The sequence below is a fragment of the Corynebacterium vitaeruminis DSM 20294 genome, from assembly GCF_000550805.1.
In the GTDB taxonomy this organism is placed as follows: domain Bacteria; phylum Actinomycetota; class Actinomycetes; order Mycobacteriales; family Mycobacteriaceae; genus Corynebacterium; species Corynebacterium vitaeruminis.
Genome location: NZ_CP004353.1, coordinates 1,955,306 through 1,972,365 on the forward strand (window position 1 = coordinate 1,955,306; position 17,060 = coordinate 1,972,365).

A 17,060-nucleotide genomic window follows, 5' to 3' on the forward strand; every position below is an offset into this window, starting at 1 on the left:
GAACATCATTTTCTTTAGGGCCTTTTGTCCCCTCGGAGCGGTTCCCGGCAGCGGGTTCTTCCTAAGGTACGGCTAACATGTTGTGAATGATCTACGGACTGCTGGCCTACCTGCTCTGGGGACTGTTTCCCGCCTTCTTCCCGCTGCTGGAGCCAGCGGCCCCGGTGGAGATCATCGCCCACCGCATCGTGTGGACCGGCGTGTTCATGGCCATCGTCATCACCGTGACCAAGCAGTGGGGCGAGCTCCGAGCGGCCAGCCTCAAGACGTGGCTGCGGGTCACGGCAGCCTCCGTGCTCATCGCCGCGAACTGGCTTCTGTACGTCATCGCGGTCAATTCCGGGCACGTCGCCGACGCCGCCCTCGGCTACTTCATCAACCCGCTGGTCAGCGTCGTGCTCGGCGTTGTGTTCCTTTCCGAGCGCCTGCGCAAGCTCCAGACTGCATCGGTTCTGATCGCCACCTTCGCGGTGCTGGTGCTCACCGTCGTCGGCGGGCACCCGCCGATCATCGGGCTGGGGCTCGCGTTCAGCTTCGGCTTCTACGGCCTGGTCAAGAAGGGCCTCGATCTCTCCCCCACCGCCTCGCTGGCTGGCGAGACCCTCGTCATCGTCCCGGTGGCGCTGGCCTACCTCGGCTACCTGGAGGCAAAGGGAACCGGCACCTTTTTTGGAAACGGCACCGGTCACATGGCGCTGCTGGTCAGCGCGGGCTTGGTCACCGCCGTGCCGCTGCTGCTGTTCGGCATGGCCACCAAGCTCATCCCGCTATCGACGATCGGCATGATGCAGTACGTGACCCCCACCATCCAGATGCTGTGGGCGGTCTTCGTCAAGTCCGAGCACCTAGAGCCCATCCGCTGGGTCGGCTTCATCATCATCTGGATCTCGGTGGCGGTCTACTTGGCCGACATCGTGCTCAGCTCGCGCGGGCGCAAGAAGGTCATCGAGCAGGCGCCGGAGTAGCCCCCTCCCTATCGCCGCGCACCTGCGCGGTAGCAGATCTGACCACCTGGGGTTTTGGAAAGCGCGGGCGAACAAATGCGCGGATACGGGCGGATTGCACGCCCGCGCCGTCAAACATGCGCTTGTTTGCGCCCGCGAGGCAAGCGCCTACCCGAGCTCCACCGGACGCACCCCGATCCGGCCCCACGCGGCGTCCTCCGGCAAGGACTCGACGGCGAGCACGCCCTCGTGGGCGGCGAGGGACCGCAGCGAGTCCGCGTCCGAGTAGACCACGACGCCGCCCAGCAGGTCCTCGGCGTGGGCCAAGGCAAGCTGCTGCGCCAGCACCTCGGCGCGGCTCTTCCCCGCGGTCGGCTCGGGCAGGGCCACGGGCACGCTGGCCTCCGGGATGGCCGCGTTGACGCGCCGAAGGTTTTCGTCGTCAAGCAACGCGCCCGCCTCCTGCGAGCTCAACGGGCGAGAAAACGTCACCAGCGCGAACTCGGTGCCCGATGCGGCCTCGAGGCTAGTGCGTGCCCGCACAAGGTAATCGGGTAGCGACTCGCCGGACTGCTGGCCGAGCGTGTCACCGTTGAGGTTGGTTGGTTTGGAGACCCAGTCCTTGCCGCCGAGGGCGATGACCACAGCGACCAGCGCAATGACGCTCAGCGCGGCGATCGCCACGCGCACGCGGTCGATGGTGTCGAGGCCGCGCAGCCCCCGCGGGCTCATTCCGCGCGCAGCACGTCGAGCGCGTGCTGCAGGTCGGGCGGATAGGGCGAGGTGATCTCCATCCAGCGCCCGTCGGCCGGGTGATGAAACCCGAGCGAGACCGCGTGCAGCCACTGGCGGTTGAGACCGAGGCGCTCGGACAGGGTGGGGTCGGAGCCGTACATGGGGTCGCCGCAGCAGGGGTGGTGGACGGCCGACATGTGCACGCGAATCTGGTGGGTGCGGCCGGTCTCCAGGTGAACCTTGAGCAGCGAGGCCTCCGCGAAGGCCTCGAGGGTCTCGTAGTGGGTGACCGCGTGCTTGCCCTCGCTGGTCACCGCGAAGCGCCAGCCCGAGGACGGGTGGCGTCCGATCGGCGCCTCTATGGTGCCGGTCAGCGGGTCCATGTGGCCCTGGACCAGCGCGTGGTAGGTCTTGGACACCGTGCGCTCCTTGAAGGCGCGCTTGAGCACCGAGTAGCCGCGCTCGCTGGCGGCGACCACCATGACGCCCGAGGTGCCCACGTCGAGGCGCTGAACGATCCCCTTGCGCTCCGGCGGGCCCGAGGTGGAGATCCGAAAGCCCGCGGCGGCCAGCCCGCCGATGACGGTGGGGCCCTCCCAGCCGACCGTCGGGTGGGCGGCCACGCCCACGGGCTTGTCCACGGCGATGACGTCCTCGTCCGAATAGAGGATCTCCATCCCCTCCACCGGCTCTTCCTTGGGCAGAAGCGGGGCGTCGGGTTCGGGCAGGGTCACCTCCAGCCACGCAGACGGGGTGAGCCGGTCGGACTTGCCCACGACCTTGCCGTCGACCAGCACTTCGCCGGCCTTAGCCAGCTCGGCCGCGACGGTGCGGGAGATGCCGAGGAGCTTGGACAACGCAGCGTCGACCCGCATGCCCTCAAGGCCTTCGGGCACGACGAGGTTCTTGTGTTCACGCACGGGCGGCCTCCTTCCGCTCCTCTAAGAGCACCCCGACGATGAACACGAGGACGCCGCAGGTGATGGAGGCGTCGGCAATGTTGAACACCGCGAAGTTGCCCACGGAAATGAAGTCTACGACGTGACCGAGGAAAAAGCTCGGCGCGCGGAAGAGCCGGTCGATGAGGTTGCCCGCGGCGCCGCCGGCGACCATCGCCAGCCCCACCGCCGTCCAGGGGTCCTTGACCTTGCGGGCGTAGATCGCGATGCCCACCACGAAGGCCAGCTGGATGCAGGTGAACAGCCACGTGGAGCTCTCCCCCATGCTGAACGCCGCGCCCGAGTTGAACAGGAGGCGGAAGCGGAACCAGTCCCCCAAAACGTAGATGGGCCCGTCCGCCAAGAGGTTGATCATCAGCGCCTTGACCAGCTGATCGAGCGCAGCAACGACCACGACGATCACCGCCATGATGCCGACAAAACTCTTTGACTTTCTCCCATCAGATAGATTCACATCCCCCATCTTCCCAAATGGACGCTCCCAAGCCCAAAAACACACGCCGATTGGCGGCACTTAAGGGCCACACCCACGGGTGGTGCCGGTAGGGTGTTGAGGGTGACTAAGCCCGCAAAGATCCGAATCATCGCCCTCGCCGTGGCCTCCGCGCTGGCGCTCGGCGCGTGCACCAGCCAGAGCGGCACGAAGGTGGAAAAGCCTGTCGGCGCCGCCGTCGATGCCCCGCGCGTGGCGCTCGTCAGCGCGGGCGAGAACCCGCAGGTCCTCGAGTACAAGGACCTGGCCAGCGACGACCAGTCGAAGGACGATTCGCCGCAGCAGATCACCGTCGCCATCGCCGACGGCTTCGACCAGCAGATCGTCGCCGCCGACCAGGTCGATCCCACCGCCCCCGCGGGCGGCACCGTGACCACGTTCACTTCCCCGCTGTCGGTGGAGACCGTCGCCGCGGACAACACCGACGACCAGGGCGCCAACCGCTCGGTGAACATCACGCTGGGTGACTCGAGCATCGACAACCTCGACCAGGCCCAGGACGTCAAATCCGACACCGGCTTCGTCGTCGGCTGGTTCGCCAAGAAGTCCGGCCAGATCACCTCCGCCAACTTCCAAGCCCCCACCGAGGCCACCGACACCGGCCGCGCGCTCGTCGAACGCTACTTCACCCGGCTCGTGCCCGAGACCGTGGTCTTCCCCGGCGACGCAGTCGGCGTGGGCGGCTCGTGGACGGTCGACGCGCGCGTCACCGACGACTCCACCATGCTGCAGACCACCACGTACACGATCACCGGCATCGACGGCGACAAGGTCTCGCTCGACGTGAAGGTCGCCCAGCGCCCGGCCGTCGGCGCGATCACGACGGATCTCACCGACGGCACGCACACCCTCAACGTGCTCAACTCCAACACCACCACCGACGGTCACATCGTCGTCGACCTCAACCAGCCGCTGCCGGTCAGCGGACAGATCGCATTCACCACGCGCGTCGTCTACGGCGAGGACTCCGGCCAGACCCGCGTCGTGCAAGACACCACCACGTCCGTCAAGTACGGTGTCTAGCGTTTGCTTGTCGACGCCTAGCGGCCGCGGGCCTTCGGCCGTCGACAAGCAAAGACCCCGGCCACGTGACGTGACCGGGGTTGACCTCTGTGCGCGACTACTGCGCGGGGGTCTCCGCGGGTGCCTGCTCGACTGGGGCGTCGGCGGCCGGGGACTCGGCCGGGGCGACGGCGCTATCGCTCACCGACGGCGCGGTGGGGATGTCGGAGCACATCGCCGGGACCTGCTCGGGCGCCACGGTGTTGGTGATCAGGGTGCACGCCCAGGACTGGGAAAGCTTCCAGGTGCCGTTCTCGTAGATGAACTCGACGTTCTCGGCCGGCTGCGGGTCCTTGCCCGGTAGGGTGAAGTTCACGGTGGCCAGCACGGAGTTCGGGGTGTAGCCCGGCAGGATCGGCTGGACGACCTGGAAGTCGGCGCCGGACTCCTGCTTGGACAGGGTCATGGTCTCGAACAGCTCGGGCGCGGTCTCGCCGCCCTGAACGGTGGCGATCTTCTGATCGATGGTCGCGTTCGGGTCGGTCGCGACGGCCAAGATCGCGTTGAGCTCCTCAACAGTAGGGGTCGGCGCCGGAGCCTCCTGCTGGGAAGCGGACGAGGACGCGGCGGACGAGGAAGCGGACGATGCCGACGAGGATCCATTGTCGCTGGAGCAGGCCGCGAGGGACACGGCGGCTGCGGCGGCCAGGCCGGCGACGGCGATCTTGGAAAGCTTCACAGGGGTACTCCTTGTTTCGTTTTAGCGACAGGCCTTCGAGAGGACCCCAAGCAACTTACCGGCCGCCCGCACAAAAGTGAAACGGCGCGACCCGCCCGGTGGGCCCGAGGCCTTTGACCAAAGGTGTAGCGTTCTTCCACGCATACTAGCGCGTTTTTTCAGCTAGGCGTACCTAAGACACCCCGTATTTCGACCAATTTCACAAGGTCACGACCGTGGCACGCGGCGCGCTCATCCCCGGGCGCGGGGGCTCGGCCGCGCAAGAACACCTTTGTGGGGCTTGTCGGCCCGCAGCTGGTTGTGGTGTGGCACTCTTATACGCATGACTTCACCTACTGAGACCGGCAAGAAAGTCGTCGTGTTGACCACCGGCGGCACCATCTCGTGCACCGCCGACGACAATGGCGCCCTCATCCCCACCGTCTCCGGCGAGGAACTCATCGCGCCCATCGCCGAGCGCTTCGCGGGCAACCTCGACATCGAGGTCCGCGAGCTGCACCGGCTCGATTCCTCCTCGATGACCTTCGCCGACGTCGACGTCGTCACCGAGGCCGCCTTCGCCGCGCTCGAGGATCCCGAGGTCGTGGGGGTCGTGGTCACCCACGGCACCGACTCCATGGAGGAGACCGCCATCGCGGTGGACACCTTCCACACCGACGAGCGCCCGATCGTGTTCACCGGCGCCCAAAAGCCCCACGGCCACTCGGAGTCCGACGGCCCCACCAACCTCTTCGAGGCAGTCATGATCGCCTCCGACACCTCCGCCCGCGGCATCGGCGTGCTCGTCGTCTTCGGCCACGCCGTCATCCCGGCGCGCGGCTGCGTCAAGTGGCACACCAGCGACGACCTCGCGTTCGCCACCAACGGTCCCGAGGAGCCGCTGCGCGCCGACCCGGTGAAGTATCACCCGCTGGCAGGTACCCGCGTGGACATCATCCCCGGCTACCCCGGAGCCCCGCGCACCTTCGTCGACGCCGCCATCGCGGCGGGAACCCAGGGAATCGTGGTCGAGGGCATGGGCTCCGGCAACGTCGGCACCGAGCTGGGCGCGGCGCTCGGCGAGGCGATCGAGAAGGGCATCCCGGTGGTCATGAGCACCCGCGTACCCCGCGGCGAGGTCGCGGGCGTCTACGGCGGCGCGGGCGGGGGCGCGACGCTGGCCTCCAAGGGGGTCATCGGATCGACCTACTTCCGCTCAGGTCAGGCCCGCGTGCTGCTGGCCATCGCCGTGTCCACGGGTGTGCACCCGGCGACACTGTTCTAGAGGCCGCACGAAACTAGCGCTCCTTCGGGGGCGCTTTTCGCTTTTCGACGCCTACGGCGTGGTCACCTCGCCCGTTTCACGCTGTTCGTCGCCACCCTCCGGATCCCTCTCAAGCGCCCAGTCAAGGCTCACGAGCGGATTCGCGGGCACAAGCTCGGGGTCGTCGGCGGCGAAGGTGCGCACCTTCGAGGCGGCAGGGTCGGTGGTGCGGGTCTCGAAGCGCACGGTCACCTTCCCATGCCCGATCCCCTGGATCCAGCCGTGGCCAAACTCGGGGTGGAAGACGTCTTGGGTCTGCCAGAACGCCGAGGTGGCGTCGCCGGGCGGCTCCTCCTCGGCGGCCCCGGTTTCCTCAATGATCGAGGAGCGCACACCCGACTCGTAGTCGCTGTCGGCGACCTGGCGGCGGACCTGCTTGTCCAGCTCCGGGAACAGCACGTCCTGGCGGGCGTCGTCGAGGCCGGAGTAGCCCACGCCCACCAGCCGGATGGGCCCGACCTCGTCCGGGTAGCGCGCGAGCGATAAGGCGGTGGCCGCCAGCGTCTCGGCGTCGTTGGTCGCGTACGGCAGGGTCATCGAGCGGGTCTCGCTGTGTAAGTCCTTCAGCCGCAGCTTGAGGGTGACGGTGCGCACCCCTCGGCCGTCGTGAAGCAACCGCTTCATGGCGCCTTCCGCCGCGCGCCTGATCGCTTGGTCCACCTCGGCGACGGTGCGCAGGTCCTCGGGGTAGGTGTGCTCGGCGCTGATCTGCTTGGCAATCGCGCGCGGCGCCACCGGCTTGGTGTCGATGCCCTGGGCGATGAGCCACAACGAGCGGCCGACGGCGTTGCCGAGCGAGATGGACATCTCCTTCTCCGAAAGCCTGGCGAGGTCGCCGATCGTCTCCACGCCGAGCTGCTTGAGCTTCGCGTGCGTGACCGGCCCCACGCCCCACAACTTGTTCACGCCCAGAGGGTGGAGGAGCTCCTCGTGTTTGCCGGCGGGGATCACGTAGGTCCCGTCGGGCTTGGCCAGCCCCGAGCCGATCTTGGCGAACTGCCTTCCCGACCCCGCCCCTACCGAGCTGGGCAAGCCGGTCTCCTTGAGGATCCGCGCTCGCAGAGCATCGGCGAAGGCGCGCACCTCCTCCGCGCCCGCGCCGACGAGCTCGGGCGGCTCGAGGAAGCCCTCGTCGACGGAGATCTTCTCCACCACGGGGCTTGCGTCTTCCAGGATCGAAAACACCCGCCGCGAAGCCGCCTGGTACACCGCGAAGCGCGGCTGGACCACCACTCCTCTAAACCCGATGAGGTTTTTCGCCTGATACATCGGCATCGCCGAGTGCGCACCGAGCGCACGCGCCTCGTAGCTGGCGCCGGCCACCACAGACCGCCCGCCGAGCCCGCCCACCACGACGGGCCGCCCGCGCAGCGTCGGGCGCGTGAGCTGCTCGCAGGACGCAAAAAACGCGTCCATGTCGATGTGTAAGACCCAGCGCTGCATGTATTCAAGGTTAAGGCATGCGCGCTTCTTGCTTGTCGACGGCTACGCCTCGGCGGCCTGCAGTTCGCTCGCGGCGCGACGCCGCGAGCTGGTGGTCGCAAACCAGCCGATGACGAAGGCCGGGACGAACACGCACACGGCGGTGATCGTGGTGTAGGTGCCGTTGGGATAGTCCATGGTCATGAGCACGAGGACGCCGAGCATGAAGGCCAGCACGATGAGGTCCGCCACCGCCCCGCCCGGCGCGCGGTAGGCGTGGCGCCGAACCGAGCCGCGCCGGGCTGCGCGCAGGTAGCCCAGGTGTGAGAGGGAGATCATGGCCCACATGCACAGGATGCCGATGGCGCCCAGGTTGAGCACGATCTCGAAGGCGTGGCCGGGGACGATGTAGTTGAGCACCACGCCGAGCACGAAGCAGGCGGTGGTCAGCCAGATCCCGCCGGTGGGCACGCCCTGGGCGGACATGCGGCCCAAGAACTTCGGAGCGGAACCGCCCACCGCGAGCGGCTTGAGGATGCGGGCGGTGGCGTACAGGCCCGCGTTGACGGAGGACAGCGCGGCGGTGAGCACCACGAGGTTCATGATGTCGGCGGCGCCGGGGACACCCAGGGCGTTGAGGAAGGTGACGAACGGGCTCTCGTCGCCGGAGTACGCCGAGGCGGGCAGCACGAGGGCGAGCAGGAACACTGAGCCGACGTAGAAGAAGATGATGAGCCACACGGTGGTGTTGATCGCCTTGGGGATCTCCTTTTCCGGATCGGCGGTCTCGCCCGCGGTCACGCCGATCATGTCGATGCCGGCGTAGGCGAACACCACACCCTGGGTCATGACGATGAGCGGCAAGACCCCGTTGGGGAACCAGCCGCCACCCTCGGACAGGGTGGAAAGTCCCGGCACGTGGCCCTGAATCGGGTCGCCCTTGACGATGACGATCACCGCGATGACCATGAACACGATGATCGCGGCGACCTTGATGAAGGCGAACCAGAACTCGGCCTCGCCGAACAGCCGCACGCCGAAGAGGTTGACGCCGACGACCACCACGAGGGCGGCGGCGACCAGCACCCACTGCGGCACCGACTGGAACACGTGCCAGAACCGCAGGTACACGGCGATGGCGGTGAGCTCGGCGATGCCGACGGTCACCCACGCGACGAAGTAGATCCACCCCGCGAAGAACGCCGCCTTCTCGCCCAGGAACTCCCGGCTATACGACGTAAAGGATCCCGACGTCGGGCGATGGACCACCATCTCCCCCAGCGCGCGCAGCATCATGTAGCCGATGAGACCGCACACTGCGTACACGATCGCAAGCCCCGGACCGCCCGCGTGCAGGCGCCCGCCCGCCCCGAGGAACAGGCCGGTGCCGAGCGCCCCGCCGAGGGCGATCATCTGGATGTGGCGGTGCTTGAGGTCTTTGCGGTAGCCCGCGACCTCCTGCTCGTGGAGGGCGCCTTGCGTGTCGGGGGTTGCGGTCTTGCTCATGAGGCTCAGCTTAGACAGCTTGGTCTAGCAACTTGAAATCCGTGATCGGTTTTATTCATCGGAAGGGACGAGATTGCCGATGCGGTTTTCTTTGCCAGAACGGACAGAAGAACGGATCAGTACCTTGGCGATCCTTGCGGTGGGCAATTGATCGACTTCACCCGATAAGTTGGCGGTTATCGGCGCGATAAATCGGCGGTTAACTGCCCGATAAATCGGCGGTTAGTGGGGCGATAAATAGACGGTTAGGATGCTAAAGTCTAAGTCATGACCCTAAAATATCCTGCTTCCAACGAACACTACCTTCCTCGATACATCGACTTTGAATTAGATGAACTCACTTCCGCGCCCGCCATCGCCATCGACGGCCCCAAAGCCGTGGGAAAGTCAGAGACCGCTACTAGGCGGGCCGACCGCACATATTTCCTCGACCGCGATAATGAGCGGGAACTGCTACAAGCTGACATGGATGCGCTGCTGTTAAGTGAGGAAATCCTCTGCATCGATGAATGGCAGCACCTGCCGTCTGTATGGGATGCGATTAGAAGGAATGTGGATAAGCACGTCAATTCCCGCTATTTACTAACCGGAAGCGCTACCCCACTTGAAGGAGTGGACACCCATTCTGGTGCCGGACGGGTGATTAGCCTGAGGATGCGACCGCTGGCGCTTTCGGAGCGCGCAGGTATCGAACCCACTGTAAGGATCGAGGATCTTTTCACCGGCAAAGCCACCATCACAGGAGCTACCAGCTACTCTTTATCCGATTACTCTCACGCACTATGCGCAACCGGCCTGCCCGGTGTGTACGAGCAGCCCGCGCGACTACGTCGCCAACTTATCGATGCCTATATCCAAAGGGTCATTGATCGTGACGTACCAGATCAAGGCCTCATGGTCCGCAAGCCCGAGTCTCTTCGGGCGTGGTGGGCTGCGTATGCAGCCGCATCATCGACGACAACGTCATACATAAAAATCTTGAATGCTGCTTCACCCGGAGACTCAGCCAAAATTTCAAAGGATGCGGCCCTAGGCTACAGAGATATTCTCACCAAACTGTGGTTGCTAGAACCTGTCCCGGCATGGTTTCCGAACCGCACCCCTTTCAAGAGACTCACCGCGGCGCCGAAGCACCAGATTTTTGACCCAGGCATCGCCGCGGCACTTCTCGGACTAACACCGGAAATGCTCGTTTCCCAAGAATCGGGTTCATGGGAGCTATTTGGACAGCTCTTTGAATCATTGGTCACGCTGACCGTCCGCGCCGCCGGGCAGGCTGCCGAGGCTAAGGTTTCCCATTTGCGCACGCAAGGCGGGGCTCAAGAAGTCGACCTGATCCTTGAGCGTTACGACGGAAAAGTCGTGGCCTTTGAGGTGAAATTGAAGCCCACCCCCACAGACAAAGACGTCCGCCACCTCCATTGGTTAGCCGATCAAATAGGCCCACGCCTCGTAGACAAGGTCGTGGTCACCACAGGCACCCACGCTTATCGACGCCCTGACGGCGTCGCCGTCGTTCCCTTAGCGTTGCTGGGATAGCAAGCCAATCATCAAACGAGCACGGCCGACCACTTCTGCGAACGGGAACCAAGGGTTCCGGTGTACACCGATCTACTCTGTTGGAGAAAGCGAGAGCGACGGTCTTGTTCTTGCGCCGATAAGACTGCGTGCGTAGCCCGCGTTTTTCTCGGGTGTTGGCCACTTGTCAAGAGAGGAACGGCCAGATTGGACCTTGCTAGCGTCTTGGTTGACAACATGATTCCAAGAATGCACCAGCTAAATGAAAGGATCAGTCGAAGTGAATCCGATGTGAGAAGACCCCCGAGTTTCGATAACCTGCGGAGATACCATGGCGTGGAGGTTGTGGGTGGATCTATTCGTCCTCAGGTCGAGCTGCCTCGTTCTTCCGACCGGTGAAGTCGTCCATCGTGGAATTGATCCCGAAGAAATCGGCGACTGCATCAATAATCGGGACCGGCATGGGCCTCATGATCTGCGCGAGGCGAACAAAGCCCGGCATGACCCTCATCTGCGTGCCCTTCTCGATGGCGTCGATGACGCTGAGCGCAGCAGATTGTGGCTCCAGGATCGGGAGAAGGAAGGGAAAGCGGGTCTTTACCCCCTCGAACAGCCCGGTGGAGATGTAATACGGGCAAAAGACCAGCGTGTGAACCTTCGAACCGCGGTGGCGCAATTCTGCGCGCAAGGACTCCGCGAACCCGACGGAGGCAAACTTCGACGCCGAGTAGTCGGTCTGGCGGGCCACACCGATCAGGCCCGCCGCCGAAGCAACGGTGACCACCGAGCCGTAGTCGCGCTCCAGCATCTGGGGCAAGAATTGACGGGTCACCCGATAGTGAGCGATGGTGTTCACCTCAAATGTCCGGCTCACATCCTCATCGGAGAGATCGAGGAAGTCCTTGCCGGTCACGATTCCAGCGTTGTTGATGAGGATGTCCACTCGCCCGAATTCCTTAAGCACATCTGCGGCGCTGGTCTCTACCTCATCGGACTTGGTCACGTCCACGCCGTATCCGTGCGAAGATGCTCCGAGGGCTTCAACCTCACTCGCTGTAACCTTGGCGGCCTTTTCGTTGAGGTCCCAGATTAGGACTGCGGTGGCGCCGCGGCGCGCAGCCTCGAGTGCCATGAGTCGGCCAATTCCAGAGCCCGCGCCGGTGATAAGGACCACCGAGTCTCGCGTCGTCACTGTGTTGGGCCGCTTGAGTACTTTGTTAAGAAGGTTCACGATTTTCACTCTGTTTCTTGTTTGAATGACGGAGGAGGTCCTGCCCGGGATTGCTCGTTCGATCCCTACTTCTCACCGAAGAGGATGCCGGGGAGAGCCCGTTGCACTCGGACGAAGCCCGTGAGAAGGCGGCTCCAGGCCTTCTCGCTCATGAACCTTGGTGCCATCACCGGCATGATCCGCTGGGTGGCCGTCACCTGGATATCGGTGTACTTCCTAATACCTTCTATTCCATGGCGGTGCGACAAGCCCGATTGCTTCACCCCACCCGACGGGGCCTTGATCGAGCCCCAGAGGGCGGCGTAGCCGTCGTTGACATTGACCATGCCGGATCGGATCTGCTTGGCAACGCGCTCCCCCTCCCGCAGATCGGAGGTCCACACCGATGCGTTGAGACCATAGGGCGTGGCGTTAGCCGCGGCGATGGCTTCTGCATCGGATTCCACGCGGTAAAGGCTGACCACTGGGCCGAAGGTTTCGTTCCCGAATACTTCCATTTCCTCGGTGACATCCGTGAGCAGGGTGGGGCTAAATCCAAACGGCCCAGCCTCCGGGACTGGTTTCCCACCGGCGAGGATGCGCGCGCCCTTGGACACGGCTTCATCGACGTGCTCGGACACCTTCTTGAACTGGCTCTCACCGATGAGCGGTCCCATGTCCGCTTCCCAGTCCATTGACGCCCGAACCTTCAGCTTTTCTACCCTTCGAACGAGTTCTGGCACGAAGGCATCCCAGATGTCGGTGTGAACGTAGATCCGCTCAATGGAAATACACAGTTGCCCGCTATTGGAGAAGCACGCCTTCACGGCCCCTGCCGCAGTCTTGGCAATCGGGGCGTCGGCACGGACAATCATGGGGTTCTTTCCGCCGAGTTCTGCCGAGACGCCGATGAGATTTCGTCCCGCTCGTTCGGCGATCGCGGCGCCGGTGGCCGAGGACCCGGTGAACATCACGTAGTCGGATGCATCGATCATGGGATTTCCCAGGGTGGATCCGGCCCCAAGGACGATCTGGAACAGGTCACGTGGGAAGCCAGCGCGCTCAAGAAGAACCTTCACCGCCAGCGCGGTGTAGGGAGTAAGGGAATCCGGCTTGATCACTATGGCGTTTCCGGCCATGATCGCTGCCAGCGCGTCCGAGGCGGTGAGCGTGAGCGGATAGTTCCACGGAGAGATCACGGCTATCACCCCCTTGGGGTGATAGCTCACCGTCGCGGTGGTCAGCAACGGGACGGCACCGGGTACCCTGCGATCGCCTAGCGCAGAGCGTGCGGTGCGGGCATAGAAGCGGGCGTTGATGGCCACATCCGCTACTTCCTCGAAGGCGCTCGCTCGAGACTTGGCCGTCTCCCACTGAATGAGGTCCAGCATGGCCTCGCGCTCTTCCAAGAGCAGATCGTGAAACCTCAGCATGAGGTCACGGCGGGTGGCAAAAGACGTCTCCTCCCAACGGCGTTGGATGTCTCGTGCGTGATCGAAGACCTCAGCGATCTGTTCCGCCGGCGTTAGCGGAAGGGTTCCCATCTCCGTGCCGGTGAGCGCCGCGGCGTGCGACCGTCGTTCCCGTGAATCCGCCTTCGCCACGAGCTCCTCAGGACGCGGTACCAAATGGGCGAGTGCGGCTCGTCCTCGATCATTCAGCGCGGATGCATTGTCTACTCGTGCCATGGGAGCTCCTTTTGCCAATTGCCCTTCGTTTATTCGAGGGTACCCGTGACTCGTAATCTCTTATTGGCAAACGAGCAATGCGCGTCCGACGTTCGCCGAGTGGTTCCGTGCGGGTTCTCCCATGAGGAAAGCCCGTTCCCCGCAGCGCTGCGGGGAACGGGCTCAAGGTCAGCCACCATTGGCCGTCGACAAGCGGCGAAAGCCTAGGCCTTCTTCACGTCGGCGGTAACGTCGTCGACGATCTTGTGCGCGCCCTCGCCCTCGGTGAGGATCTCGAAGCTGGTGGCGAGCACCTCGCCAGCAATGAAGTCCTTGTGGCGGGTGGCCCACTCGAGCTTGTCGGCCGGCACGTAGAGCGTGGCCTCGATGCGGTCGGAGACCTCGAAGTCGGAGGCCTTGCGGGCGTCCTGCAGGCCGCGGACCACGTCGGCGGCCCAGCCCTCTGCCTCGAGCTCCTCGGTGAGCGTCATGTCGAGGACGACGAGGCCGTCCACGCCGTCGATCTGCGCGGTGGACTCGGGGTTGGCGGCAACGAGGCGCTCGGTGAACTCGCCCGGCTGCAACTCCACGCCGTCGGCGACCACGCCGTCGCCCACGCGCTCGTAGTTGCCGGACTTGACGGCCTTGATCACCTTCTGGACGTCACGGCCCAGGCGCGGGCCCGCGACCTTGGCGTTGACGACCACCTCAAAGCGGCCGACGGAGTCGACGTCATCGGTGAGGGTGACCTCCTTGACGTTGACCTCGTCCTTGATGATGGCGGCGAAGTCGGCAAGGCGCGCGGACTCCGGCAGGGCGATCGTGAGCCCCGGCAGCGGCAGGCGGTTGCGCAGCTTGTGGGACTTGCGGATCGAGCTGGTCGCCGAGCACACGCCGCGAATCTCGTCCATGGTGCGCACGAGCTCCGGGTCGGCCGGGAAGTCCTCTGCCTTCGGGAAGTCGGTCAGGTGCACCGAGCGCTCGCCGGTCAGCCCGCGCCAGATCACCTCGGAGGCCATCGGCAGCAGCGGCGCGGTGACGCGGGTGAGGGTCTCCAGGACGGTGTAGAGGGTGTTGAAGGCCTCCGGGAACTGCTCGTCGCCCGCCCAGAAGCGGTCGCGGGAGCGGCGCACGTACCAGTTGGTCAGCGCGTCGCAGAACCAGCGCACCTCGTCGCAGGCGGCGGCGATGTCGGTGGCCTCGAGCGAGGCGTTCACGCCAGCGACCAGGTCGTGCAGCTTGGCCAGGATGTAGCGGTCGAGCACATCCGTGGAGTCTACGGACCACTCGGCCGGCTTAGAGGAGTACAGCTGCAGGAAGCTGTAGGCGTTCCACATCGGCAGCAGCGCCTGGCGCACGCCCTCGCGGATGCCCTGCTCGGTGACGATGAGGTTGCCGCCGCGCAGGATCGGGCTGGACATGAGGAACCAGCGCATAGCGTCCGAGCCGTCGCGGTCGAAGACCTCGTTGACGTTCGGGTAGTTGCCCTTGGACTTACTCATCTTCAGCCCGTCGTCGCCCAGCACGATGCCGTGGGCGACGACCTTCTTGAAGGCCGGGCGGTCGAACAGAGCAACCGAGAGCACGTGGAGCAGGTAGAACCAGCCGCGAGTCTGGCCGATGTACTCGACGATGAAGTCGGCCGGGTTGTGGTTCTCGAAGAACTCCTTGTTCTCGAACGGGTAGTGGAACTGCGCGAACGGCATGGAGCCGGAGTCGAACCAGACGTCGAGGACGTCCGGCACGCGGCGCATGGTGGACTTGCCCGTCGGGTCGTCCGGGTTCGGGCGAGTCAGCTCGTCGATGTCCGGGCGGTGCAGGCTCTTCGGCTTGCGGCCGAAGTCGCGCTCGAGCTCCTCGAGCGAGCCGTAGACGTCCACGCGCGGGTAGTTCTCGTCGTCGGACATCCACACCGGGATCGGGGAACCCCAGTAGCGGGAGCGGGAGATGTTCCAGTCGCGGGCGTTTTCCAGCCACTTGCCGAACTGGCCGTCGCGGATGTGCGAGGGCATCCACTCGATCTCCTGGTTGACCTCGACCATGCGGTCGCGGAACTTGGTCACCGAGACGAACCACGAGGGCAGCGCCATGTAGATGAGCGGCTCGCCCGAACGCCAGGAGTGCGGGTAGGAGTGCTCGATGGTTTGGTGGCGCACGACGCGGCCGGCGGCCTTCAGGTCACGGATGATGTCCTTGTTGGCGTCGAAGACCAGCTGGCCCTGGTACTCCGGGACGAGCGAGGTGAACTTGCCGTCCATGTCGACCGGGACGACGGTCGGGATGTCGTACTCCTTGCAGGTGTTCATATCGTCCTCACCGAATGCCGGGGCCTGGTGGACGATGCCGGTGCCGTCCTCGGTGGTGACGTACTCGGCGGATAGGATCTTGAAGGCGTTCTCGTGGCCGAGGAAGTAGTCGAAGATCGGCTGGTAGTTAAGCCCCACGAGCTTCGCACCCGGCAGGGTCTTCTCCACCTCGTAGTCGCCCAGCTCCTTGGCGTAGGCGCCGACGAGCGGCTCGGCCATGATGACGCGCTGGCCCGCGACGGCCGCGGTGGCGTTCTCGCCAGCCTTGACCACGGCGTAAGTCACGCCCGGGTTGACGGCGAGAGCGAGGTTGGACGGCAGGGTCCACGGCGTGGTGGTCCAGGCGATGGCCACAGCGCCCACGAGCGAGGCGTCCGCGTCGAAGCCCTCCTCCACGCCGGTGATCGGGAAGGTCACCGTGAGCGTCGGGTCCTGGCGCATCTTGTAGGAGTCGTCCAGGCGGGTCTCCTGGTTGGACAGCGGGGTGTGCTCGGCCCAGGAGTACGGCAGGACGCGGAAACCCTGGTAGATGAGGCCCTTGTCGTAGAGCTGCTTGAACGCCCAGATGACGGACTCCATGTAGCCGGGGTCCATCGTCTTGTAGCCGTTGTCGAAGTCGACCCAGCGTGCCTGGCGGGTGACGTATTCCTTCCACTCCTGCGTGTAGCGCAGGACGCTGGAGGCGCAGTACTCGTTGAACTTGGCCAGGCCCATGGCCTCGATCTCGCCCTTGTCCTTGATGCCCAGCTGCTTCTCCGCCTCGAGCTCGGCGGGCAGGCCGTGGGTGTCCCAGCCGAACACGCGCGGGACGTGGTGGCCGGTCATCGTCTGGAAGCGCGGGATGATGTCCTTGACGTAGCCGGTGAGCAGGTGGCCGTAGTGCGGCAGGCCGTTGGCGAAGGGCGGGCCGTCGTAGAAGACGTACTCCGGGGAACCCTCTCGGTTCTTCAGCGAGGCCTGGAAGGTGTCGTCGTCCTTCCAGTACTTGAGCACCTGCTGCTCCATATCGGGGAACCGGCTCGATCCGCCCGTCATATCAACGCGGGGGTAGACGCCACCGACGTTAGCCATAAAAATAGCTCCTTCACTCGAAACTGCCATAAGGTGCAGGGACGCTCGCGCGCGGTACCACCCTGCTTGGGCCCGCTTGTGGCGAACCCCACTTCGTTAGTGAAGGAGATGACGGTCTTACCCGTCCGGTTCTACTGACACGCGTTGGCGTGCGTTCTTCCGGAGGCTCCCCGGTGATGGCCGGA

The 17,060-nt window shown here is 64.8% G+C and carries 13 protein-coding genes; 4 read left to right on the forward strand and 9 right to left on the reverse strand.

What is annotated here, in order from left to right; all coding sequences use genetic code 11:
* The first annotated feature begins 86 nt into the window (after positions 1-86).
* Positions 87-965 carry an EamA family transporter RarD gene (rarD, locus tag B843_RS08945; RefSeq protein ID WP_025253173.1) on the forward strand — a complete coding sequence of 293 codons (879 nt, stop codon included), beginning with the start codon at positions 87-89 and terminating at the stop codon, positions 963-965.
* 147 nt (positions 966-1,112) lie between these two features.
* On the opposite strand, the gene B843_RS08950 is transcribed toward rarD, so the two are convergent.
* The 3 genes from B843_RS08950 to lspA are packed head-to-tail and all read right to left on the reverse strand — an operon-like array spanning position 1,113 to position 3,047.
* On the reverse strand, positions 1,113-1,676 hold the full coding sequence (locus B843_RS08950) for a hypothetical protein (RefSeq protein WP_025253174.1): 564 nt from the start codon (positions 1,674-1,676) through the stop codon (positions 1,113-1,115).
* A complete protein-coding gene (locus tag B843_RS08955; RefSeq protein ID WP_051483573.1) occupies positions 1,673-2,554 on the reverse strand; it encodes an RluA family pseudouridine synthase in 882 nt (293 codons plus the stop codon). Before B843_RS08955 ends, B843_RS08950 begins: the two co-directional genes overlap by 4 nt.
* A gap of 37 nt (positions 2,555-2,591) precedes the next feature.
* Entirely contained in the window at positions 2,592-3,047 is a 456-nt protein-coding gene (lspA, locus tag B843_RS08960; RefSeq protein WP_025253176.1) for a signal peptidase II, read from the reverse strand.
* A 147-nt stretch (positions 3,048-3,194) separates the two neighbouring features.
* Here lspA and B843_RS08965 point away from each other — a divergent pair, with 147 nt between their 5' ends.
* Positions 3,195-4,154 carry a DUF6263 family protein gene (locus B843_RS08965; protein WP_025253177.1) on the forward strand — a complete coding sequence of 320 codons (960 nt, stop codon included), beginning with the start codon at positions 3,195-3,197 and terminating at the stop codon, positions 4,152-4,154.
* A gap of 97 nt (positions 4,155-4,251) precedes the next feature.
* On the opposite strand, the gene B843_RS08970 is transcribed toward B843_RS08965, so the two are convergent.
* The gene (locus tag B843_RS08970; protein WP_025253178.1) at positions 4,252-4,872 is read right to left on the reverse strand and encodes a hypothetical protein; all 621 of its coding nucleotides are present in this window, start codon (positions 4,870-4,872) and stop codon (positions 4,252-4,254) included.
* Between the two features lie 322 nt (positions 4,873-5,194).
* Here B843_RS08970 and B843_RS08975 point away from each other — a divergent pair, with 322 nt between their 5' ends.
* Entirely contained in the window at positions 5,195-6,136 is a 942-nt protein-coding gene (locus B843_RS08975; RefSeq protein WP_025253179.1) for an asparaginase, read from the forward strand.
* Between the two features lie 51 nt (positions 6,137-6,187).
* On the opposite strand, the gene B843_RS08980 is transcribed toward B843_RS08975, so the two are convergent.
* A complete protein-coding gene (locus B843_RS08980; RefSeq protein WP_025253180.1) occupies positions 6,188-7,618 on the reverse strand; it encodes a DNA polymerase IV in 1,431 nt (476 codons plus the stop codon).
* Positions 7,619-7,660: 42 nt separating this feature from the next.
* Positions 7,661-9,103, reverse strand: coding sequence for an amino acid permease (locus B843_RS08985; protein WP_025253181.1), 1,443 nt, complete (start codon positions 9,101-9,103; stop codon positions 7,661-7,663).
* Positions 9,104-9,370: 267 nt separating this feature from the next.
* Here B843_RS08985 and B843_RS08990 point away from each other — a divergent pair, with 267 nt between their 5' ends.
* Complete coding sequence (locus B843_RS08990; protein WP_025253182.1) at positions 9,371-10,642, forward strand: ATP-binding protein; 1,272 nt, start codon at positions 9,371-9,373, stop codon at positions 10,640-10,642.
* A 334-nt stretch (positions 10,643-10,976) separates the two neighbouring features.
* On the opposite strand, the gene B843_RS08995 is transcribed toward B843_RS08990, so the two are convergent.
* The 3 genes from B843_RS08995 to ileS all read right to left on the reverse strand — a co-directional run bounded on the left by B843_RS08995 (position 10,977) and on the right by ileS (position 16,875).
* Positions 10,977-11,852: an SDR family oxidoreductase gene (locus B843_RS08995; RefSeq protein ID WP_081751647.1), complete on the reverse strand. Its 876-nt coding sequence runs from the start codon at positions 11,850-11,852 to the stop codon at positions 10,977-10,979.
* Between the two features lie 65 nt (positions 11,853-11,917).
* The gene (locus tag B843_RS09000; RefSeq protein ID WP_051483482.1) at positions 11,918-13,519 is read right to left on the reverse strand and encodes a succinic semialdehyde dehydrogenase; all 1,602 of its coding nucleotides are present in this window, start codon (positions 13,517-13,519) and stop codon (positions 11,918-11,920) included.
* 203 nt (positions 13,520-13,722) lie between these two features.
* Complete coding sequence (ileS, locus tag B843_RS09005) at positions 13,723-16,875, reverse strand: isoleucine--tRNA ligase (RefSeq protein WP_025253185.1); 3,153 nt, start codon at positions 16,873-16,875, stop codon at positions 13,723-13,725.
* Positions 16,876-17,060 lie beyond the last annotated feature (185 nt).

What these genes read in the sequence shown, in the direction of transcription:
- rarD (WP_025253173.1), top strand. Translation starts at nt 87, where the DNA reads ATGATCTACGGACTGCTGGCCTACCTGCTCTGGGGACTGTTTCCCGCC.
- B843_RS08950 (WP_025253174.1), bottom strand. Translation starts at nt 1,676, where the DNA reads ATGAGCCCGCGGGGGCTGCGCGGCCTCGACACCATCGACCGCGTGCGC.
- B843_RS08955 (WP_051483573.1), bottom strand. Translation starts at nt 2,554, where the DNA reads ATGCGGGTCGACGCTGCGTTGTCCAAGCTCCTCGGCATCTCCCGCACC.
- lspA (WP_025253176.1), bottom strand. Translation starts at nt 3,047, where the DNA reads ATGGCGGTGATCGTCGTGGTCGTTGCTGCGCTCGATCAGCTGGTCAAG.
- B843_RS08975 (WP_025253179.1), top strand. Translation starts at nt 5,195, where the DNA reads ATGACTTCACCTACTGAGACCGGCAAGAAAGTCGTCGTGTTGACCACC.
- B843_RS08980 (WP_025253180.1), bottom strand. Translation starts at nt 7,618, where the DNA reads ATGCAGCGCTGGGTCTTACACATCGACATGGACGCGTTTTTTGCGTCC.
- B843_RS08985 (WP_025253181.1), bottom strand. Translation starts at nt 9,103, where the DNA reads ATGAGCAAGACCGCAACCCCCGACACGCAAGGCGCCCTCCACGAGCAG.
- B843_RS08990 (WP_025253182.1), top strand. Translation starts at nt 9,371, where the DNA reads ATGACCCTAAAATATCCTGCTTCCAACGAACACTACCTTCCTCGATAC.
- B843_RS09000 (WP_051483482.1), bottom strand. Translation starts at nt 13,519, where the DNA reads ATGGCACGAGTAGACAATGCATCCGCGCTGAATGATCGAGGACGAGCC.
- ileS (WP_025253185.1), bottom strand. Translation starts at nt 16,875, where the DNA reads ATGGCTAACGTCGGTGGCGTCTACCCCCGCGTTGATATGACGGGCGGA.